The sequence below is a fragment of the Streptomyces sp. RLA012 genome (assembly GCF_056270325.1).
Genome location: NZ_JBWDPA010000002.1, coordinates 7,543,096 through 7,563,918, shown reverse-complemented (window position 1 = coordinate 7,563,918; position 20,823 = coordinate 7,543,096). Strand labels below are relative to the sequence as shown.

At 71.2% G+C, this 20,823-nt stretch carries 14 protein-coding genes and 1 pseudogene; 8 read left to right on the top strand and 7 right to left on the bottom strand.

Going from position 1 to position 20,823, the window contains the following annotated elements:
* Positions 1-95: 95 nt before the first annotated feature.
* The 7 genes from RV986_RS34675 to RV986_RS34645 all read right to left on the bottom strand — a co-directional run bounded on the left by RV986_RS34675 (position 96) and on the right by RV986_RS34645 (position 11,473).
* Positions 96-1,646, bottom strand: coding sequence for an alkaline phosphatase D family protein (locus RV986_RS34675; protein ID WP_475921147.1), 1,551 nt, complete (start codon positions 1,644-1,646; stop codon positions 96-98).
* 814 nt (positions 1,647-2,460) lie between these two features.
* On the bottom strand, positions 2,461-3,897 hold the full coding sequence (obgE, locus tag RV986_RS34670; protein WP_475921146.1) for a GTPase ObgE: 1,437 nt from the start codon (positions 3,895-3,897) through the stop codon (positions 2,461-2,463).
* A 153-nt stretch (positions 3,898-4,050) separates the two neighbouring features.
* A complete protein-coding gene (rpmA, locus tag RV986_RS34665) occupies positions 4,051-4,305 on the bottom strand; it encodes a 50S ribosomal protein L27 (RefSeq protein WP_028802588.1) in 255 nt (84 codons plus the stop codon).
* Between the two features lie 14 nt (positions 4,306-4,319).
* Positions 4,320-4,640, bottom strand: coding sequence for a 50S ribosomal protein L21 (rplU, locus tag RV986_RS34660; RefSeq protein ID WP_006374708.1), 321 nt, complete (start codon positions 4,638-4,640; stop codon positions 4,320-4,322).
* 297 nt (positions 4,641-4,937) lie between these two features.
* Complete coding sequence (locus RV986_RS34655) at positions 4,938-9,155, bottom strand: Rne/Rng family ribonuclease (RefSeq protein WP_475921145.1); 4,218 nt, start codon at positions 9,153-9,155, stop codon at positions 4,938-4,940.
* Positions 9,156-9,416: 261 nt separating this feature from the next.
* Positions 9,417-10,241 carry a TIGR03936 family radical SAM-associated protein gene (locus tag RV986_RS34650; RefSeq protein ID WP_475921144.1) on the bottom strand — a complete coding sequence of 275 codons (825 nt, stop codon included), beginning with the start codon at positions 10,239-10,241 and terminating at the stop codon, positions 9,417-9,419.
* A gap of 89 nt (positions 10,242-10,330) precedes the next feature.
* A complete protein-coding gene (locus RV986_RS34645; RefSeq protein WP_475924539.1) occupies positions 10,331-11,473 on the bottom strand; it encodes a hypothetical protein in 1,143 nt (380 codons plus the stop codon).
* Positions 11,474-11,994: 521 nt separating this feature from the next.
* Between RV986_RS34645 and RV986_RS34640 the strand changes: the two genes are divergently transcribed.
* The 8 genes and pseudogenes from RV986_RS34640 to RV986_RS34605 all read left to right on the top strand — a co-directional run bounded on the left by RV986_RS34640 (position 11,995) and on the right by RV986_RS34605 (position 20,806).
* Entirely contained in the window at positions 11,995-12,432 is a 438-nt protein-coding gene (locus tag RV986_RS34640; protein WP_475921143.1) for a DUF7144 family membrane protein, read from the top strand.
* A 275-nt stretch (positions 12,433-12,707) separates the two neighbouring features.
* Complete coding sequence (locus RV986_RS34635) at positions 12,708-13,547, top strand: SDR family oxidoreductase (protein WP_475921142.1); 840 nt, start codon at positions 12,708-12,710, stop codon at positions 13,545-13,547.
* A gap of 109 nt (positions 13,548-13,656) precedes the next feature.
* A pseudogene (locus tag RV986_RS34630) lies at positions 13,657-15,084 on the top strand (cytochrome ubiquinol oxidase subunit I).
* Complete coding sequence (locus tag RV986_RS34625) at positions 15,081-16,136, top strand: cytochrome d ubiquinol oxidase subunit II (RefSeq protein WP_475921141.1); 1,056 nt, start codon at positions 15,081-15,083, stop codon at positions 16,134-16,136. Before RV986_RS34630 ends, RV986_RS34625 begins: the two are co-directional and overlap by 4 nt.
* 74 nt (positions 16,137-16,210) lie before the next feature.
* Positions 16,211-16,723 carry a gluconokinase gene (locus RV986_RS34620; protein ID WP_475921140.1) on the top strand — a complete coding sequence of 171 codons (513 nt, stop codon included), beginning with the start codon at positions 16,211-16,213 and terminating at the stop codon, positions 16,721-16,723.
* 113 nt (positions 16,724-16,836) lie between these two features.
* Positions 16,837-18,219 (top strand): phosphatase PAP2 family protein, encoded by a 1,383-nt coding sequence (locus RV986_RS34615; RefSeq protein WP_475921139.1) that lies wholly within the window; start codon positions 16,837-16,839, stop codon positions 18,217-18,219.
* Positions 18,220-18,712: 493 nt separating this feature from the next.
* The gene (locus RV986_RS34610) at positions 18,713-19,642 is read left to right on the top strand and encodes a cyclase family protein (protein WP_475921138.1); all 930 of its coding nucleotides are present in this window, start codon (positions 18,713-18,715) and stop codon (positions 19,640-19,642) included.
* Positions 19,643-19,849: 207 nt separating this feature from the next.
* Positions 19,850-20,806 carry a YhjD/YihY/BrkB family envelope integrity protein gene (locus RV986_RS34605; RefSeq protein ID WP_475921137.1) on the top strand — a complete coding sequence of 319 codons (957 nt, stop codon included), beginning with the start codon at positions 19,850-19,852 and terminating at the stop codon, positions 20,804-20,806.
* The last annotated feature ends 17 nt before the right edge of the window (positions 20,807-20,823 follow it).

Below are 20,823 nucleotides of genomic sequence, written 5' to 3'. Positions count from 1 at the left end.
CTGAGTCTTACCTGAGAATGCCCTGGGACTCCCGTGAGTCGCCCGGGACCCCTGTGAGTCCCCTGCGGCACCGGTGCATCCCAGGGCATCGCGGATCAGACCAGGTGCACTCCCGGCTTCCCCGCCTCGACGCGCAGCCGGGCCAGTGTGCTGGAGGCGGCGTCCGGCTGCAGGACGGTCCGCGGGGCGCGCACCGTGGCCTCGATACCGTCACTGCGGACGTCGAAGAGGTGGTAGCCGCGGTGGGCGTCGATGAACTTCCAGTGCGGGTTGTCCGGCATCCGCGGGTCCCACTCCTTGTGGAAGGCCACCTGGTCCTGGTCGCCGCCGCTGGAGATGGAGGTCCCGACGAACTCGGCGCCGACGACGTCGGACTCCGGGTCGGCGAAGTCCTTCTTGAGGTCGCTGATCATGGTGAGGTGACGGTCACCGGTCAGTACGACCGGGTTGTGCACGCGCGCGAACTCGCGCATGAGCGCGTTGCGTTCGGCCTGGTAGCCGTCCCAGGCGTCGTAGAACCAGAGCTTGCCGGGGCCGACCTGCAGATCCGTCTCGGCCATCATGATCTGCGAGGCGATCAGGTTCCAGCGCGTCGGCGAGCGGCGCAGGCTGCCGAGGAGCCAGGTCTTCTGCTCGGCGCCGAGCATGGTCATCGAGGGGTCCTCGGCGCCCGCCTGGGTCGTCGCCTGGTCACTGCGGAACTGCCGGGTGTCCAGCACGTTCAGCCGGACCAGCCGGCCGAAGTCGAACCGCCGGTACATCCGGATGTGCGGCCCATTGGGGACCGAAGTCGCCCGGACCGGCATGTGCTCGTAGTACGCCTGGTAGGCGGCGGTCAGCCGGGTCACGAAGGCGTCGTGCGACTGCTTGGTCGGGTCCTGCGGAACCTCGCCGGCGAAGTCGTTGTCGACCTCGTGGTCGTCGAAGGTGACCACCCAGGGCGCGGCGGCGTGCATCGCCTTGAGGTGCGGGTCGGAGCGGTACTGCGCGTAGCGGTTGCGGTACTGGACCAGGGTGTACGGCTCCCCGCTGCCCTCGTGCCGGCGGACGGCCGTCGCCGACGGCGTGGACTCGTAGATGTAGTCACCGACGAAGAGGACGACGTCGGGGTCCTGGTCGCGCATGTCGGCGTACGGGGTGAAGTAGCCGTTCTGCCAGTTCTGGCAGGAGGCGAGGGCGATACGCAGGGAGCGGGCGGGACCGTGCGGGTGCGGCGCGGTGCGGGTGCGGCCGGTCGGCGAGAGCTGGCCCTCGGCGCGGAAGCGGTACCAGTACGGGCGGTCGGGGCGCAGGCCGCGCGCGTCCACGTGGACGCTGTGCCCGTACGCGGGCAGCGCCCGTGCGACGCCGCGTCGCACCGGCTTCTTGAAACGACTGTCCTCGGCGATCTCCCACTCCACCGACACCGCGCGGTTGGGCATGCCGCCGCCGTTGAGCGGGTCGGGGGCGAGCCGTGTCCACAGCACCACGGCGTTGGGGAGCGGATCGCCGGAGGCCACGCCGAGCTTGAACACCCCGCCGGGCAGCGGGGTTTCGGCGGCGCGGGCGGTGCCCGGCAGCCACAGCTGGCTGGTCGCCGCGGTGCCCAGCACTGCGGCACCGGCGGTGAGAAAGTGGCGTCGATCGCGTGAGACTGCTCCGGTCATCGGCGAACTCCCTTGCGTCGGTGGCCCCTTGGACAACGAGAGGCTCACACAGCGCAGTGGCCCGCCTACTGAACGGATCCCATCAAGGGCATGACAAGTGAGCGAGCAAAGAACGACGCGGTGCCCTACGCGTCGCGACGCCCCCGACAAACCCCATTTCCCTCGCCCCCGCCGCCCCTACCCACCCCATCCCTGAGGGCTCCGCCCCCAGCCTCCCCCCGCTCGCCCTGAACGGCCTCGTCCTCAATCACCGGACAGGCCGAAGAGTTCCGGGCGGGGGGTCGGTGGAACGCGGGCCCCGACCTTGTCCTCAAACACCGGACAGGCTGAAGAGTTCCGGGCGGGGGTCGGCGGAACGCGGGCCCCGACCTTGTCCTCAAACACCGGACAGGCTGAAGGATTCGGGCCGGGGGGCGGTGGGGTGGGGGCCTCGGGCTCACTCTCGACTACCGGACGAGCCAAGGCTTCCAGGGGCGCGGGGAACTGCGCGACGAGCCCCCACCGACCCGCACCCAAACGAATCCGGTCGAACCGGGAATCCGGGGCGCAGCCCCGACCCAGGGGCGCGGGGAACTGCGCGCCCAGCCCCCACCCACCCGCAGCCAAACAACCCCGGACACCCAGGAAATCCGGGGCGCAGCCCCGACCCAGGGGCGCGGGGAACTGCGCGCCCAACCCCCACCCACCCGCAGCCGAAAGCCCGTTGACGGAGTCTGGGGCGGCAGGCCCCGGCCCCCGGCCCCTGGCCCCGGCCCAGGTTCAGGACGGGACGGGTAGGGCCGGTGTCAGCGCCAACGTCGCCGTCGACGTCGGCCTAGAACGGCTCGAAGTCGTCGTACTCCTTCTCCACATCGTCCCGCTCCGCCTGCTTGTCCCGCCTCCGCTGCGCAGCCGGCCGCGGCGCGTCGAACCGATGGTCCTCACCACGACGACCAAGCATCTCGGCCCCCGCCATGACCGTCGGCTCCCAGTCGAACACCACCGCGTTCTCCTCCGGACCGATGGCGACGCCATCCCCCGTACGGGCACCCGCCTTCATCAGCGAATCCTCGACGCCGAGGCGGTTGAGCCGGTCGGCGAGGTAGCCGACGGCCTCGTCGTTGTTGAAGTCGGTCTGGCGAACCCAGCGCTCCGGCTTCTCGCCCCGCACGCGGAAGAGCCCGTCCTCCTCCTGCACCACGGTGAAGCCGGCGTCGTCGACCGCCTTCGGGCGGATGACGATCCGGGTCGCCTCCTCCTTCGGCCTGGCGGCACGCGCCTGCCCGACCATCTCGGCGAGCGCGAAGGACAGTTCCCTGAGACCCGTGTGCGCCACCGCCGACGCCTCGAAGACGCGATACCCGCGCGCCTCCAGGTCGGGGCGGACCATCTCGGCGAGATCCTTGCCGTCCGGTACGTCGATCTTGTTGAGCACGACGATGCGCGGCCGGTTGCCGAGGCCGCCGTACTGCTTCAGCTCTTCCTCGATGATGTCGAGGTCGGTGACCGGGTCGCGCTCGGACTCCAGGGTCGCCGTGTCCAGGACGTGGACCAGCACGCTGCAGCGCTCGACATGGCGGAGGAATTCGAGGCCGAGCCCCTTGCCCTGGCTGGCGCCGGGGATGAGACCGGGCACGTCGGCGATCGTGTAGACCGTCTCGCCCGCCGTCACCACACCGAGGTTGGGGACGAGGGTCGTGAAGGGGTAGTCCGCGATCTTCGGCTTGGCGGCGGAGAGCACCGAGATCAGCGAGGACTTGCCGGCGCTCGGGTAGCCGACGAGGGCCACGTCCGCGACCGTCTTCAGCTCCAGGACGATGTCCTGCAGGCCCCCGGGCACGCCGAGCAGCGCGAAGCCGGGCGCCTTGCGGCGGGCCGAGGCCAGCGCCGCGTTGCCGAGGCCACCGCGACCGCCCTCCGCGGCGACATACGACGTGCCGTGGCCGACGAGGTCCGCGAGCACGTTGCCCGCCGCGTCGAGCACGACCGTGCCGTCCGGCACCGGCAGGACCAGGTCCTGGCCGTCCTTGCCGGAACGGTTGCCGCCCTCGCCGGGCTTGCCGTTGGTGGCGCTGCGGTGCGGCTTGTGGTGGTAGTCGAGCAGCGTGGTGACGGACTGGTCGACGACCAGCATCACGTCACCGCCACGGCCGCCATTGCCACCGTCCGGGCCGCCGAGCGGCTTGAACTTCTCCCGGTGTACGGAGGCACAGCCGTGACCTCCGCTACCCGCGGCGACATGCAGCTCGACGCGGTCCACGAAGGTGGTCATGGGATGTGCCTCCAGTTACGTACGGAAATCTCAGCGCGGTGCTGTTGCCTGTTCGGAACACATGTCTGTTCGGAACACGCCTCTATTCAAAACACGCGAAAGGCGGACCCGCTTCCCGTACGGGAAGTGAGGTCCGCCTCGCGAAAGAACCGGTCAGGCGACCGGAACGATGTTCACGACCTTGCGGCCACGGTGGGTACCGAACTCCACCGCACCGGCGTCAAGGGCGAACAGCGTGTCGTCCTTGCCACGGCCGACGCCGTTGCCCGGGTGGAAGTGGGTGCCGCGCTGGCGGACCAGGATCTCACCGGCGTTGACGACCTGACCGCCGAAGCGCTTCACGCCGAGCCGCTGAGCATTGGAGTCGCGACCGTTCCGAGTGGACGATGCGCCCTTCTTGTGTGCCATCTCTCCTCAGTCCCTTACTTCGCAGCCGCGGGGATCTCAGTGACCTTGATCGCCGTGTACTGCTGGCGGTGGCCCTGACGACGGCGGTAACCGGTCTTGTTCTTGTAGCGAAGGATGTCGATCTTGACGCCCTTGTGGTGGTCCACGATCTCGGCCTGGACCTTGATGCCGGCAAGGACCCACGGGTCGCTGGTCACGGCGTCGCCGTCGACAACGAGCAGGGTCGAGAGCTCGACCGTGTCGCCAACCTTGGCAGTGGAAATCTTGTCAACCTCAACGATGTCGCCGACAGCAACCTTGTGCTGGCGACCACCGCTGCGCACGATGGCGTACACGCGGATCTCTCTCTCGCTCGGAACGGAACCCCGCAGTCCAGCCACGCGCTGCGCACACGGCCTCTCCCGAAGCGCATGACCTGTCATGACCTGTGAGGCATGCACGTCACCGGGAGGAAAAGGTTTACGGGATGCGGCGTTTCAAAGGACACGCCGACGGTCAAGGTTACGGGGCCACGACCTAAAGGGTCAAACCAGGTCGGGCCCCGCGGATGTGCCACCCGTCACGCCGATGCCCCGGGCCCCGCGCACGCGCGGCACCCAAGGCATCGGACATCGGGCCAGGGGCCCGGGGACTCAGCCCTCGTCGGTCGAAGCCGTCACGGAGGAGAGCGTCTGCTCAGCCGCCGCGGTCTTCTTCGCCGTCGTCTTGGCGGCCGTCTTCTTCGCGGTCACCTTCTTGGCCGTGGCCTTCTTGGCGACCGTCTTCTTGGCCGCGGTCTTCTTGGTGGCGGCGGCCTTCTTCGCCGTCGCCTTCTTGGCCGTCTTGCGGGCGGCGGCCGTCTTCTTGGCCGGAGCCGCGGCCTCAGCATCGGCCTCGGTCTCGGCGACCTCGGTCTCGGCCGCCGACTCCGTCGCTTCGGTCACCCCGGTCACCTCGACCGGTTCGGCGACCGGCTCCGCGGCGACCGCGGGGACGACCGTCACGGCCGCCTCCTCGGACGCGGTGGGCGCGGTGGCCTTGCGGACGGCGCGGCGCCGCGGGCGGGCCGGGGCGGCGCTCTCGGCCGGCGCCTCGGCGACCACCTCGGACTCGACGGTCTCCGCGGCCTTCGAAACGGCCTCCGAAACGGTCTCCGGCTCGGCGACGGGCGCCGCGACCGGCTCCGTGACCGTCACCGCGGCCTCTTCCGCGGTCTTCGGGGAACCCGCCGGGGCCGACACCTTGCGGGTCGCACGACGGCGCGTACGGCCCTTGGGAGCGGCCTCGTCCTCCTGTACGGGAGCCAGGGCGGCCCGCGGCGCCTCGGCCACCGGGGCTTCGGTCACCAGGGTCTCGGTCACCGGGGCCTCCGTCACGGGCGCCTCGACGACCGGGTCCTCGGCCGCGACCAGCTCGGACTCGGCGGCCTCGCGCGACTTGAGAGCCCGCTCGGCCCGCTCCTCGCGCCTGCTCCGGGGAGCCCGCTCCTCGGAGCTCGGCGCACCCGCAGGAGCCGACACGCGCCGGGTCGCCCGGCGCCGCGAACGGCCGCCACGGGAAGCCGCGGCCTCCGCCTCGGCGGCGCTGCTGTACAGCTCCTCGTCCGGCTGGAACTCCTGCTCGACCAGAGCGACGGGCGCGGCGACCTCGGCGGCCACCTCGGCCTCGCTCTCGAACGTCTCCGGCTCCTCCTCGAGCTCGTGCGTCTGCTCCAGCTCGTGGTCGTGCTCGTGGACCTGCTCGGCACCACCCCGGCCGCGCTTCTTGCGCTTGCCGCCGCCTCCGACGGAGGTCGGCTGCTCCATGTGCACGATCACGCCGCGGCCGTTGCAGTGGACGCAGGTCTCGGAGAAGGACTCCAGCAGACCCTGTCCGACACGCTTGCGCGTCATCTGCACCAGACCCAGCGAGGTCACCTCGGCGACCTGGTGCTTCGTACGGTCGCGTCCCAGGCACTCCAGGAGGCGCCGCAGCACCAGGTCCCGGTTGGACTCCAGGACCATGTCGATGAAGTCGATGACGACGATGCCGCCCAGGTCGCGCAGCCGCAGCTGGCGCACGATCTCCTCGGCCGCCTCCAGGTTGTTCCTGGTCACGGTCTCTTCGAGGTTGCCGCCCTGACCGGTGAACTTGCCGGTGTTGACGTCGACCACGACCATGGCCTCGGTCTTGTCGATCACCAGCGAACCGCCGCTGGGCAGCCAGACCTTGCGGTCCAGCGCCTTCATCAGCTGCTCGTCGATGCGGTACGTCGCGAAGACGTCGACCTCGGAGGTCCACTTCGACAGCCGGTCGGCCAGGTCGGGTGCGACATGGGCCACGTACCCGTGGATGGTCTCCCACGCCTCGTCGCCGCTGACGATGACCTTGGTGAAGTCCTCGTTGAAGATGTCGCGGACGACACGGACGGTCATGTCCGGCTCGCCGTACAGCAGGGACGGCGCGTTCGAGCTGCCGCCGCTCTTCGCCTTCTTCTGGATGTCCTCCCACTGCGCCTGCAGTCGCTCGACGTCGCGGCTCAGCTCGTCCTCGCTCGCGCCCTCGGCGGCGGTGCGCACGATGACGCCCGCGTCCTCGGGGACGATCTTCTTGAGGATGGTCTTCAGACGGGCGCGCTCGGTGTCGGGCAGCTTGCGGCTGATGCCGGTCATCGAGCCCTCGGGCACATAGACCAGATAGCGGCCGGGCAGGGACACCTGGCTGGTCAGGCGGGCGCCCTTGTGGCCGATCGGGTCCTTGGTGACCTGCACGAGCACGGACTGGCCGGACTTCAGGGCGCTCTCGATGCGGCGCGGCCCGTTGGCCATGCCCAGCGCCTCGAAGTTCACCTCACCGGCGTACAGCACCGCGTTGCGGCCCTTGCCGATGTCGATGAAGGCGGCCTCCATCGACGGCAGCACGTTCTGGACCTTGCCCAGGTAGACGTTGCCGACGTACGAGGTCGACTGCTCCTTGTTGACGTAGTGCTCGACGAGCACGTTGTCCTCAAGCACGCCGATCTGGGTGCGCTCGCCGCTCTGGCGGACGACCATCACGCGCTCGACGGCCTCACGACGGGCCAGGAACTCGGCCTCGGTGATGATCGGAACGCGCCGGCGCCCCTGCTCGCGCCCCTCGCGGCGGCGCTGCTTCTTGGCCTCCAGGCGGGTCGAGCCCTTGATGGACTGGACCTCGTCGCTGGGGTGCTCGTCCTTCTTGCCGCGGGGCTCGCGGACCTTGACGACGGTGCGCTCGGGGTCGTTGTCGCCGGGCTCGGCGTCGGGGCCGGAGTCCCCGGCGCGACGGCGACGGCGACGGCGGCGACGGCTGCTGCTGGAGCCGGAACCACCCGGCTCGTCGCGCTCGTCCGCCTCCTCGGCGTCCTCGGCGTCCTCCCCGAGCTGCTCGGCGGTGTCCTCGGCGTCCTCCGCGGCCTGTTCGGCGGCGTACTCCTCGTCACCCGCCTCGCCGTCCGACTCGGCGGACTCGCCACGGCGACGGCGACGGCCACCACGGCGGCGACGGCGACGCGAGCCGGCGGACTCCTCCTCGGACTCGTCACCCTCGACGGCGTCCTCGATCTCCTCGGCGGACTCCGGCTCCTCCACCTCGTCGGCGGCCTCCGCGGGCACGGCCACGGGCTCCGGCTCGTCCTCGACGGCCCGCCGGCGACGGCGACGGCGCCCGCCGGTCGCCTCCTCGGGCGCCTCGACAGCCACAGGGGCCTCGACGACCTCGGGAGTCGCCGCGGTCTCCTCCGCCTCCTCCGCCGCTTCGGCGGCAGCCGCGGCGGCGGCCCGCTCCGGCGTCTGGAACATCGGCTCGGTGAACACGGGCGCCTGGAACACGGCGACGGCAGGACGCGCGGGCCGGTGCGCGGACTCGGCCTCCTTCGGCGCGGGGGCGGAGAAGCCGACGGCGGCCTTCCGGGTGGCGCGGCGGCGGGTACGGCGCGGGGCCTCTTCCTCGGCCTGCGCGACCTCGGTGGTCTCGGCCTCGGCAGCGGCGGCGGTCTCGCCGCCCCTGGTCTCGTCGGGCCTGGTGTCGCTGGTCACGGGCGCCTCCACACGCTCGTCGGCGGCGTCGCCCTCGGGCGCACCGGCGGGTGCGGAGACGCGCCGGGTGGCGCGACGACGGGTGGTACGGCGGGGCGCGGCGTCCTCGACGACGGGCACCGGCTCCTCGGCGGCCTCGATGACCTCAGCGGCCTCAGTGGGCTCGACGATCTCGGTGGGTTCGACGATCTCGGCCGTCTTGGGCGCACCGGTCGGCGCGGAGGCGCGACGGGTCGCACGGCGGCGCGGGCGAGCCGCGGGCGCGGCCTCCTCGACAGCGGGGATCGCTTCGGCGACAGGAGTCGCTTCGGCGGCTGGGGTCTGTTCGGCCAGGGGCTCGGCCGCGGCCGCGGGGACCACGGTCTCCGCCACCTCGGCCGCCTCGGCCGTCACCGGCGTACCGGCGGGCGCGGACGCCCGGCGGGTGGCGCGACGACGGGTGGTACGACGCGGCGCGGCGTCCTCGGCGACAGGGGTGTCGGCCGGGGCCTCCTCGGCGACGGTGGTCTGAGCCGCCGTCGCCTCCGCCACGTCATCCACAGCCTGTGCGGCCAGTGCGGCCTGCGTGACCTCTGCTGTGACCTCTGCGGCCTGTTCGGTCTCTTCGGCTTGTTCGGCCTGTTCGGTCTCGACGACCTCTGCGGCGGCCACGGCCTCGGCGGATGCCACTGGTGGTATGGCCGGAGCCGTGGTCTCTGCCACGGTCTCGGACTCGGCCGCGCCGGTGGGCGGGCCGGCCGGGCGCGACGCCGCACGGCGGCGGCGCCGCGGCGGCAGGGTGTCGCTCGGAGTGTTGTTGTTGTCGGAACCCTCAGTGGGTTCGGTCGGCTCGAGCATGCGGGTGGATCTCCCGTCAGGCTCCCGGGCGCCGCGCCTGGTCCGGCGGTGCCGGTGACGTCCGCGGCTCGCGCGATGCGCGGTGCCGCCGTCCGGGGCGCGGGCGCCGCACGGGAGCTCTCTGTGTCCTGTCTCGCCGGTTCCGTACGCCATGTGTGCGTACGGCCTGGCGAAAGTCTTCTGGTCGGTGCGCTGCCCGACCCAGGTGGCTCCCGGATCCGAGGGCGGCGCTACGACGTCCGTCCTTACGCGGGACCTTCCTTACGCCGACGCCTTCGCGGCGGCAGTTTCGGCGGCCCCTGCGCGATCGGCTGGGGCGGCCATGACTGCCTCGCGGTCGGGCGCGAGCGGGTCGGTCACCGTGCCGGTCTCTTCATCGAACAGCCCCTGCGCCAGCCTGGTCACCGCTGCGGCGACCGGCGGCGCCAGGTCGGCCACGGCGCGAAGACCGGACAGGACGTCGTCGGGTCGTACGGCAGGCGTCACGTGCCGAACAACCAGCCGCAGTATCGCACAAGGCTGGTCGGTCGGCCTATCGGCCTGCGGACTGTGCGCCTCCAGGCTCGCCACTGCGCTGCGGGCGTCGAAGGTGCGCATCCCGTTCTTGGTCCTGCGCTGGACCTCCACCGTGTCGGCCGACTTGAAGGCGTCGACCGCGCGCTCCGCGTCCTCGGGGACCACGCCGTCGAGGCGCATCTCCCACACGGACGCGGTGAGGCGGTCGGCGAGCCCGGACGTCCGGGCCTCGACCGCCTCGGTGATGTCGAGCCCCTCGGGCAGCGACTCGTCGAGGAGCTCACGCAGCTGCTGCGGATCACGCGTCTCGGTGAGCGCGATCTCCAGGTACTCCGCCTCACTGCCTGTGCCGGTGGGTGCGGCATTGGCGTACGACACCTTCGGATGCGGCGTGAACCCCGCCGAGTAGGCCATCGGCACCTGGGCACGGCGCAGCGCACGCTCGAAGGCGCGCTGGAAGTCACGGTGGCTGGTGAACCGGAGGCGGCCGCGCTTGGTGTAGCGCAGTCGAATGCGCTGTACCGCGGGTGCGGGCGGCGGGCCTTCGGGCTGTCGCTTGCCCAGTGTCACTTCTCCTTGTGTGCGGCGGTCGGTGGCGTAACCCCCGCGTGTGCGGGGACAACTCCGACTGACGCCTTCCCGGCGTCGTCCAGTCCGGATCACCCCCGCGTCGGCGGGGAAACTTCGCAGCCGGACCTCTGCTCCAGAGTACGCGTCTCGCGGCCCTCCGGTTCCCGGCGAGGCTTCGCCGAAAGCACCCGCTCGTGCTCCCGGGGCGTGCCGAAGAGCAGGCGGCGGAAGTCGGCGCGGGCCTGCCGCGCGGACTCTCGGGCGGTGGCCAGAGTCTGCCGTGTCACGCGGCCCACGGTGCGCGCGGCCTCGGCGGCGGGCCGCAGCACCGTGTCCCGGACGACATGCCCGACCGGCGTCAGCACGCTCCGGTACACCCAGCGCACGGGCTCCACGAAGAGCCACCGGAAGAGCCGTCCGAGGAACCGTCCGACGGCGAGCGAGAGGTGCCCGGCCACCCGCCAGGCGTGCCCGATCGCCTCCCCGACCTCCCGCCCGACGACGGCGAGGACACGGCCGACCGGCACCAGCACCCAGCGCCACAGGGCGAGCGCGGGCAGCACGAGCAGGACGCGCAGCGTCCAGTAGAGCCCGACACCGAGCCCGCTGAAGATCATCCGTATGAGCCACCCGAGTCCGCGCGCCGCCCAGGCGATCGCCCGTCCGACAGGGGCGAGGATCCACTCGTACAGCCACGACGCCGGTACGACGATCAGATACCGCACCAGCCAGGCCACGACCCCGTACACCCCGATCCCGACCGCGGCGAGCCCGATCCCGAGGCCCCGGAGCAGCCGGGCGAGGACGTGCCCCAGGGGAGTCAGGATCCGCGTGTACACCCAGACCAGCCCGGCGCCGAGGCCCCGCGCCAGCCAGGCGATCGCGTGCCCGAGGGGTGTGAGCACCGTCTCGTACACCCATACCGCGGGCACGACGAGCAGCACGTACCCGAGCCGGCCCATCGCCTTCCCGACCGGCACCACGACGTAGCGCCACAGCGTCACCAACGGCCAGACGAACACCGCCCACGCCACCCACAGCAGCGCCCGCCCCAACGGGCGCAGCACGGTGTCCCGCAGAGACCTTCCGGCGACCACCAGCGCGTCCCACACCATGCGCACCGGCACGACGAGCACGAGGACGACGATCCGCACGGGCAGGCGGATCGCGACCGTGAGGCAGCCCTCGGCCTGTCCCGCGGGTCGTTCAGCAGGCGGCTTTTCCAGATCCATACCGACGTAGACGCGCCAGCGTCCCGTCTGGATGCGCATGCGGATCCGCATGTGGATGTGCTTCTGGTCCTCGAACTCGGCCTCGGTGAGGACTCCTCAGGTCCTCGGCCGACGCGACGGGCGGGAGCGGGGCAGGGGCCTCCTGAGGCTCCTGCCGGGCCCAGCACCCCTGCTGACGGCACGGCGGTTTCCTTTCTCGCACTCACATCTCGCCCTTGCCTCTCGCACTCACATCTCGCACTTGCAAGAAACAGAGGATGTGAAATAGCGGCCCGCTAAATGAACACCCCCGGATCGGCGAACACCCCCGGATCGGCGTGCAATTGTCGGCTCGCCCGAACCTTCCCTTGCAACACCGCACGGATTCCCCCGCACATCGGCCTCGGCGTCGCCCGAGTAAATACCCACGTTCTGTCGGGTTCTGCCAGGTTCTGCCGGTCGGCGATTCTCGTGGCAAGCTGAAATGTGCGCCACCGGCCGGTCACAGGTCAGTGGTGAGGCCTACGTGGGAGGAGCTCGAAATGACCACGACCGGAATGCACCACCGGCACGGAACCGGAAGCGGCGGAAGCGTGTGGGCGTCCAGCTGGACCGCCTTCGCCGGGGTCATGATGATCTTCGGTGGGGCCATGGCGATATTCGAGGGAATCGCCGCCATCGCCAGGGACGACGTCTTCGTCACCACCCGCAACTACACCTACAACTTCAATCTGACGAGTTGGGGCTGGATCCACCTCGCCCTCGGCGTCCTGGTCATACTCGCGGGCATCGCCCTGTTCAGCGGCGCGATGTGGGCCCGCGTGGTCGGCATCACCCTGGCGGGCCTGTCGATGATCGCCAACTTCATGTGGCTGCCGTACTACCCCGTCTGGGCCACCGTGCTGATCGCCGTGGACGCCTTCGTCATCTGGGCCCTGTGCATCGGCACCGGTCGGGAGTCCCAGTCCCGCGCCGAATAGACCGGGCCGAATAGAGCGGGCCGAATAGACCGGGCCGAATAGACCGGGCCGAACGGACCGGCACGAGCGTCCGGACGGGTCCTGGGCGAGCGCGCCGTCCCGGGCGACCCGGCGCGTCGGCATTGGGCCGTTCGACCCGGGCCGACACCCCGACCGGCTGACAGAAGACGTGCCACCGAGACGTCCCGGCCGACCAGTGTTTTCGTTGTGGGGCGGATTTCCTCCGAAATCGGATTCCTCCGAAGGTCCGCGTCGCCACCCACAGGGAGAAGCAAGTGGAAACCAGCGGCAGTGACGGTCGTCAGCCCCTTGCCCGCCCACTTCTCAAGGGGCAGAAGGTACTGGTGACGGGCGCGAATTCCGGCATCGGAAAGGCCACGGCGATCGGTCTGGGGCGGGTGGGCGCCGATGTGGTGGTGAATTACGTCGCCGGGCGGGACGCCGCGGAAGAAGTGGTGCGCGAGATCGAGGCTTTCGGCGTCCGCGCCTACGCGCACGAGGCGGATGTCTCGCAGGAGGACCAGGTCGTCGACATGGTCTCCCACATGGTCAAGGAGTTCGGGACCATCGATGTCATGGTGGCGAACGCCGGACTCCAACGCGATGCCCCCATCACCGACATGACCATGGAACAGTGGCACAAGGTGCTGGACGTCAATCTGACCGGACAATTCCTGTGCGCCCGGGAGGCGTCCAAGGAATTCATGCGGCGGGGCGTCGTCCCGGAGGTCTCCCGTTCCGCCGGGAAGATCATCTGCATGAGTTCGGTCCACCAGATCATCCCGTGGGCGGGCCATGTGAACTACGCGGCGTCCAAGGGCGGGGTGCAGATGCTCATGGCGACCCTCGCGCAGGAGCTCGCGCCCTACCGGATCCGGGTCAACGCCGTTGCTCCGGGGGCGATTCGTACCCCCATCAACCGCAGCGCCTGGGACACCCCCGAGGCCGAGTCCGAACTTCTCCGGCTCATCCCCTACCGCCGCGTGGGCGACCCGGACGACATCGCGAACGTGGTGGCCGCGCTGGCGTCCGACCTCTTCGACTACGTAGTGGGGACCACGATCTACGTGGACGGCGGCATGACGCTGTTCCCCGGTTTCGCCACGGGCGGCTGAAGCCCGCTCGCCCAGCCGTCCGGTACGAGCCACCGAGGCCCATGTGAACAGCGCGATCGACCATTTCCTGGCGGACGGCCCACCGCAGCTGCTGCCGGCCCGGGAGCTGATGGCCTTCACCCTGGCCTCCCACATCCTGCTCGTGCCCTTCGGCGTGGCCCTGCCCGCCATCACCCTCCTGATGCACTACCGCGGACTGCGCAAGGGCGATGCCGTCGCCCTGCTGCTCGCGCGGCGCTGGTCGGCGGTCATGGCCGTCCAGTTCGCCATCGGGATCGTGACGGGCACCGTGCTCTCCTTCGAATTCGGTCTGCTGTGGCCGGGGATGATGGGCCGGTGGGGCGATGTCTTCGGCCTCGGCTTCAGCATCGAGGCATGGGCGTTCTTCCTCGAAGCGATCCTCATCGCCATCTACCTGTACGGCTGGCGCCGGCTCAAGCCGTGGACGCACTTCTGGCTCGGCCTGCCGCTGCCACTGGCCGCCCTGATGGGGGCGTTCGGCATCGTGGCCGCGAACGCCTGGATGAACACCCCGCGCGGCTTCGCCCTCGACGCGTCCGGCAGGCCCGTGAACGTCTAGGTGCGGCGGGCCGTCTTCACCCCGATGTTCGGCCCCGAGTACTGGCACTTCGTGGTCGGCGTGGTCCTGACCGCCGGATACGTCGTCGCCGGGGTGTACGCGGTCGGCCTGTTGCGGGGCCGCCGGGACCGCTACCACCGGCTCGGTTTCACCGTGCCGTTCTCCGTCGCCGCGATCCTCACCCCCGTGCAGTTCGTGCTCGGGGACTCCATCGCCCGCTCCGTCTTCCACGAGCAGCCCGTGAAGTTCGCGGCCACCGAGCTCGTGTGGAAGACCGACACCCACGTACCGGAGTACGTGTTCGGGCGGCTGCACGCCGACGGGTCGGTCTCCGCCGGGATCAAGATCCCCCAACTGGACTCGTTCCTCGCCGGATTCAGTCCGGCCACCAAGGTGACCGGACTGACATCGGTCCCCGCGAGCGACCGCCCGACGGTGATGCAGGCCACGATCGCCCACTGGGCGTTCGACATCATGGTGACCGTCGGAAGCCTGCTCATCCTGCTCGCGCTCTGGTACGGCTGGTGCCGGCTGCGCCGCCACGACCTGCCCGGTTCGCGCTGGTTCTACCGGTGCGCCGCCGTCGCCGGAGCCGCCTGTCTGCTGACCGTGGAGTGCGGCTGGATCACGACCGAAGTGGGCCGGCAGCCGTGGATCGTCTACCAGAACATGCGGGTCTCGGAGGCGGTGACGGACACCCGTGCCGCGTCCCTGTGGACGATGTTCGGCATCGTCGTGGTGGTCTACGTCCTCGTCCTCGGTGCCTTCCTGACCGTCGTCCTGAAGATGAGCCGCCGGTGGCGGCTCGCCGACGAGGACGCGCTCGCCGGAGGCGTCGCCGAGGACCTGGAGGGCGACACCCCCTACGGGCCCCGCCCGTTGTCCACGACCGCGGGCAGTGACCGGGGTGGGGACCGGGGCAGTGACCGGCATGGGAACCGGGGTGGGGACGGATGATCGCGGACGTCGTCGCCTGGGTGCTGCTGGCCGCGGTGGCCGCCTACGCGTGCGCGGGCGGCACGGACTACGGCGCCGGATTCTGGGACCTCGTCGCGGGCGGCGCCGCACGCGGCAAACGCCCCCGGTGGCTCATCGACCACGCCATGGAACCGGTGTGGGAGACCAACAACGTCTGGCTCGTCTTCGTCCTGGTCATCATGTGGACGGGCTTCCCGGTCCTGTTCCAGACGGTCTTCTCCGCCATGTGGCTCCCCCTGGCACTCGCGGCCGTGGGACTCGTCCTGCGCGGCGCCGGCTTCGCGCTGCGCAAACCGGCACGGCGGCTCGCCCGGCGCAGGGTCTACGGCGCCGTCTTCGCCGTCTCCTCGCTCCTGACCCCCTTCTTCCTCGGAGCGGCGGTCGGGGGGCTCGCCACGGGCCGGGTCGCTCCCGGCACGAAGGCGTCCGCCGACGCGTGGTCCAACGGGACGTCCGTACTCGCCGGACTGCTCACCGTCGCCGCGACCGCGTTCCTCGGGGCGGTGTTCCTGACCGCCGACGCCCGCCGCTTCGACGCCCCCGACCTCGTCGGCTACTTCCGGCTGCGGGCCTGGTGCAGCCTCGGCGCCCTCGCCGTGCTCGCGGCCGTCGGGCTCGCCGTCACCCACGACGACGCGCCCTACGTCCACGACGGGCTGACCAGCGGAATCGGTCTCGTCCTCGTACTCGTCGCCGTCGTCAGCGCGCTGGCCACCGCCGGACTGCTGTACCGCGGCGCGACGGGATGGGCGAGGGTCACCGTGGTCGGCAGCGTGGCCCTCGTCGTGGTGGCATGGGGACTGGCCCAGCGGCCCTATCTCATCCCCACCTCACTGACCGTGTCCCAGGCGGCCGGGGCCTCGACCACACTGCGCTGGCTGATGCTGGTCACGGTCGTCGCGGTGGTGCTCATCGGGCCGCCTCTCGTCCTGCTCTACCGGCTGGACACCCGCGGGGCCCTGCAGCCCCTCACCGAGGCGGACTTGGCCTTGCGGCCGACGGCTGCCGGACGGGATCCCGAGAACCCTTGACCGGGGCCGGGGCCGGTGCCGGAACCGGGGCCAGGGCGGGAACCGGGGCCGGTGCCGGGAAGCGGCCGCCGATCGTGTTGGTCCTGGGGGTGTCGGGCTCCGGGAAGACCACCGTCGGCAAGGCGGTCGCCGAGCGGCTCGGTCTGCCGTTCGTCGAGGGCGACGACTTCCACCCCGCCGCGAACGTCGCCGAGATGACCGCGGGCCACGCCCTGGACGACGCCGACCGCGCGCCCTGGCTGCGTGCCCTCGCCGACCTCGTACGGCACTCCGCCGAGGCCGGCGAGGGGCTGGTCGTCGCCTGTTCGGCCCTCAAGCGCGCCTACCGCGACCAGCTCCGCGCGGCCGCGGGCCCCGGGCTCTGGTGCCTGTACCTCGCTCTCGACCGGGACACCGCCCGGGACCGGGTGGCCCGGCGCACCGGTCACTTCATGCCCGCCCGGCTGGTCGACTCCCAGTTCGAAACGCTGGAACCGCTGGAACCGGACGAGCCGGGCATGACCGTGGACGCCACGATCGACCTTCCGGTCCGTCTCGCCCGGATCCAGGACGCCGTCACGCACTTCGGCGAGCGCCCGGCCCACTGACGGATCAGATCCTCAGGAGTACGGCGATGCCGCCGGCCCGTGGCGTCGGGCGGCATTCACCCGCCGGACCGGTACAGGTCGCGGGATCGGATCCCCGCGGATCTCCTGTACCCATGACGAGCAGCGCTCCCCCACCGGAACAACCGGAACCGGGCAGAAGCCCCGAAGGGCCGTCCGGCGACCAGGGGCTCTCGGCACGGGAACGCGGCGAGCTGGACGACCTGCGGCACCGGGTGAGCGCCCTGGAGACCGGCGGCCCTTCGCGGACCGCACGGCACCACTGGCTCCGGTCGACGGGTTCGGTCCTGCTGATCCTCCTCGCCTCACTGCTGTCGCTGCCGGCCGTCGTCGCGGTCTGGGCGAACAGCATCGTGCGGGACACGGACCGCTACGTCGCCACCGTGGGGCCGCTGGCGGACAATCCCGCTGTGCAGAAGGCGGTCACCAACCGGGTCACCACCGCGGTCCTGACACAGATCGACGTGGACGGCCTGGTCAAGGACCTGGAGAACGCGGCCGCGGAGAAGGGTGCCCCGCCGAGGGCGGCCAAACTGCTCGGCGACCTGAGCGGCCCGATCACCGGCGGTCTGAAGAGCCTGGTCGGCGACACCGTGCAGCGGGTGGTCTCCAGCAAGGCCTTCGACACCCTCTGGGTGAACGCCAACCGCGGGGCCCACACCGCGCTGGCCAAGGCCCTCACGGGAAACGCCACCGGTGCGGTGTCCGCCAAGAACGGTCAGGTCACCATCGACGTGGCACCGGTCGTGGCCAAGGTCAAGGACCGACTGGTCGCCGACGGCTTCAAGCCGGCCGCGCGGATCCCCACCGTCCACACCGACTTCGTGGTGTTCGCGTCCAAGGACATCGGCAAGATCAAGACCTATCTGCGGGTGCTGGACATCATCGGCGGCTGGCTCCCCGTCGTCGCCGTGCTGATCGCCGCCGCGGGCGTGTATCTCGCCGCCCATCGCCGCCGGGCCCTGATCTGGGCCGCGCTCGGGGTGTTCGCCGCCATGCTGCTGCTCGGCATCACCCTCGCCGTCGCACGCGCGGTCTACCTCGACCATCTGCCCGTCGGGACCTCCACGGACGCCGCCGCCGTGGTGTTCGACTCACTCGTCAGATTCCTGCGCGCCGGCGTACGGGCGGTCGGTGCGCTCGCTCTCGTGACGGCCGCCGGCGCGTTCCTCATCGGCCCGTCACGGGTCGCCGTCGGCATCCGTACGGGCTGTCGCAGGGGCATCGGCGCCCTGCGCGACGTCGCCGTGTCGGCGGGGCTGCCGCTGGGGGCGGTCGGACGGTTCGTGCACCGTTTCAAGCGGTGGATCGGCGCCGCGATCCTGGCGGTCGCCGCGATCGTCCTGTTCAGCTGGAGCTACCCGACCACGGTCGTCGTGGTGTGGACCGTGGTGATCGTGCTGGTCGCCTTCGCCCTCCGCGAGTTCCTGGACACCGGCGCCCCTGCGACACCGTCCGCTCCCGCGCCGTCGACCTGACGGCCGTACGCCGCCGACCTGACCGTCGTACGCCGCCAACTGACCGTCGTACGCCCCCCGGCCGGCACCGCCACCACCGCCGAGAAGAAGCTGGGGGTGTTGATCGGATTCGAGACGGGCGGCCTGAGGCCCAGCTCGAAGGCCGCCGGCCGCAGTCCGAAGCCCCGGACGAGGAGAGCGAGGAGCTGCACTCGATGGCGTCGCCGTCGGGGTTGCGTACGCTGCCCGTCTGCGGGACCAGGTTCAGGACGCACGGCTCGGCGGTCAGCAGGGCCGTGGTGCGTTCGGTGAGGTCCGGTGGGCACACCGCGCGGACATGAATCATGTCCATCCGGACCTCCGCGCAGGGGGGTGCGGTGCGCCGGCCTCTGGCGTGAACAAGGCACTCGTCGACCGAGTCGCCGTCCGCCGACGCGCGCATCCATTAACACGGCAGTCCCCGGCCCCGGCAACTCGGCGTGCCGGAAGCCGATGCCTGACGGAGGCTGGAGGTATGCGGATGCCCGACGAACTGAGCGAGGCCGAGTTCCGGTCGCTCTACCGACAGTTGCGCGGCAGGGCCCCCGGCGGCGCCACCCACCGGGGCGCCCTGGACACGATCACCGAGGAACAGGTGCTGGCGGCCGTCCGCGAGGTGCGGTCGGGACGTACGGTGTCACTCGCCTCCCCCGTGGAAACCCGTGTCGGCCCCGACGACGCCGATCCGGCCGTGCACCGGCTCACCGCTCCCGCCGGCGGCGAACCGAGTCCGGACCTGGATTTCACCCGGGACCGTTTCGCCATGAACATCCACAGCGATGTGGACAGTCATATCGACGCCCTGTGCCATGTCATCTACGAGGGCACGATGCACGGCGACACCCCGGCGGCGGACGTACTGTCGCCGGACGGAGCGCGCGCCCTGTCCATCGAGTTGGCCCGTGACGGCATCGTCGGACGCGGTGTCCTCCTCGACATACCCCGGGTGCACGGCGTCTCCTGGCTCGAACCCGGATCGAACGTGACCGCCGAGGACCTGACCGCGGCCGAGGCCCGGCAGGGGATACGGGTCGGCCGGGGCGACATCCTTCTCGTACGGGTCGGACATCGCAGGCGCCGCGAGGAGTTGGGCCCCTGGAACACGGCCGACTCCCGTGCCGGACTCCATCCGACCGCCATGGAGTTCCTCGCCGAGCGGGGGGTGGCGGTACTCGGCAGCGACGGCAACAGCGACACGGCGCCCAGCGCGGCGCGCGGGGTCGCGTTCCCGGTGCATGTGCTCGCCGTCCACGCGATGGGAATGCATCTGCTCGACTATCTGCGGTTCGAGGATCTCGCGCCGATCTGCGCGCGGGAAGGCCGCTGGTCCTTCCTCTGCGTGATCGCCCCGCTCCGGCTGCCCGAGGCCACCGGCTCCCCCGTCAACCCCCTCGCGATCCTGTGACGGCCGGACCGGAGCCGGGCCTGCCCGACCCCGGCCACATCAGCGGTGCCGTACGGAACACCGGAGCACCGGAACACCGCGGACGGCCCCTCCCCCGTGCGGCGCAACGGCGCTCGCGCCGCGGGCCCGGCCGCCGCCCCGGACGGCACCCTGGTGGCGCGGTCACGTCTCGCGGGCGTGGAACCCAGGCCCGACCCCGGGAGCGGCATGCGCGCAGGCAGAGAACCCGGCTCGCCCACGGGCGGCGGGGCGAGCCGCCGGAACGCGCGGGCGGGCCGTCGAAGCGTACGGACGAGCCGTCGGAAGCTGCGGGCGAGCCGTCGGCGCGCGCGGGCGGCCGAGCTGCGGGACCGGCTGCTGCGGCTGCGCGCCACCGCCGAGCGGCGGTTCCCGGTGATCATCCGCCTCACCTCGCACCTGGTCGCGGTGAACCTGCTGGACTCCGCGACACGGCTGGCGGCCCAGGTCTTCCTGACCGCCGTCCCCCTGCTCTTCGTGGTCTCCGCCTTCGCGCCGCAGACGGTGCGGAACGAGATCGTCACCTCCCTGCACGACGTCTTCGGCCTCAACGGCGCCGCCGACGAGCAGCTGAAGAAGGTCTTCCAGGCCGATTCCGGGAGCCTGCGGCAGAGCACCGGGGTGGTCGGCGCCCTGATGGTGCTGCTCTCCGCGACGGCGTGCAGCCGTGCGATGCAGCGGCTCTGCCAGCGTGCCTGGCGGCTGCCGAGCACGAGCGCGCGGATCGCCGCCTGGAGATGGCTCGTGTGGATCGCGGTCCTGCTGATCGTGGTCGCCCTGCAGGGACCGTTGCGGAACGGATTCGGCGTGGGGCTGTGGCTCGGCCTGCCGCTGCTCCTGGTCACCCAGGTGAGCGTCTGGTGGTGGACCCAGCACCTGCTGCTGGCCGCGCGCGTGCCCTGGCTGCCGCTGCTGCCCGGCGCGCTCCTCACCGGGGTGTCCATGAGCACGCTGACGGTGATCGCCAAGCTGTACGTACCCGCCGCGCTCAACCGCAGCCTGGACCGGTACGGGTCGTTGGGCGCGGTCTTCACCGTGCTGTCGTGGCTGATCGGACTCTGCGTCGTCATCGCCGCCGGTATCACCGCCGGTGCCGTCATCGCGCGGGAACCCGCCGTGGCCCGGCGCCTCGGCTCACCCGAATAGCCCAACTCGCCGGAAGT

Bases quoted from the DNA above. Each gene is read 5' to 3' on its own strand.
- RV986_RS34675 (WP_475921147.1), bottom strand. From the start codon at position 1,646: ATGACCGGAGCAGTCTCACGCGATCGACGCCACTTTCTCACCGCCGGT.
- obgE (WP_475921146.1), bottom strand. From the start codon at position 3,897: ATGACCACCTTCGTGGACCGCGTCGAGCTGCATGTCGCCGCGGGTAGC.
- rpmA (WP_028802588.1), bottom strand. From the start codon at position 4,305: ATGGCACACAAGAAGGGCGCATCGTCCACTCGGAACGGTCGCGACTCC.
- RV986_RS34655 (WP_475921145.1), bottom strand. From the start codon at position 9,155: ATGCTCGAGCCGACCGAACCCACTGAGGGTTCCGACAACAACAACACT.
- RV986_RS34645 (WP_475924539.1), bottom strand. From the start codon at position 11,473: ATGGATCTGGAAAAGCCGCCTGCTGAACGACCCGCGGGACAGGCCGAG.
- RV986_RS34640 (WP_475921143.1), top strand. From the start codon at position 11,995: ATGACCACGACCGGAATGCACCACCGGCACGGAACCGGAAGCGGCGGA.
- RV986_RS34625 (WP_475921141.1), top strand. From the start codon at position 15,081: ATGATCGCGGACGTCGTCGCCTGGGTGCTGCTGGCCGCGGTGGCCGCC.
- RV986_RS34615 (WP_475921139.1), top strand. From the start codon at position 16,837: ATGACGAGCAGCGCTCCCCCACCGGAACAACCGGAACCGGGCAGAAGC.
- RV986_RS34610 (WP_475921138.1), top strand. From the start codon at position 18,713: ATGCGGATGCCCGACGAACTGAGCGAGGCCGAGTTCCGGTCGCTCTAC.
- RV986_RS34605 (WP_475921137.1), top strand. From the start codon at position 19,850: ATGCGCGCAGGCAGAGAACCCGGCTCGCCCACGGGCGGCGGGGCGAGC.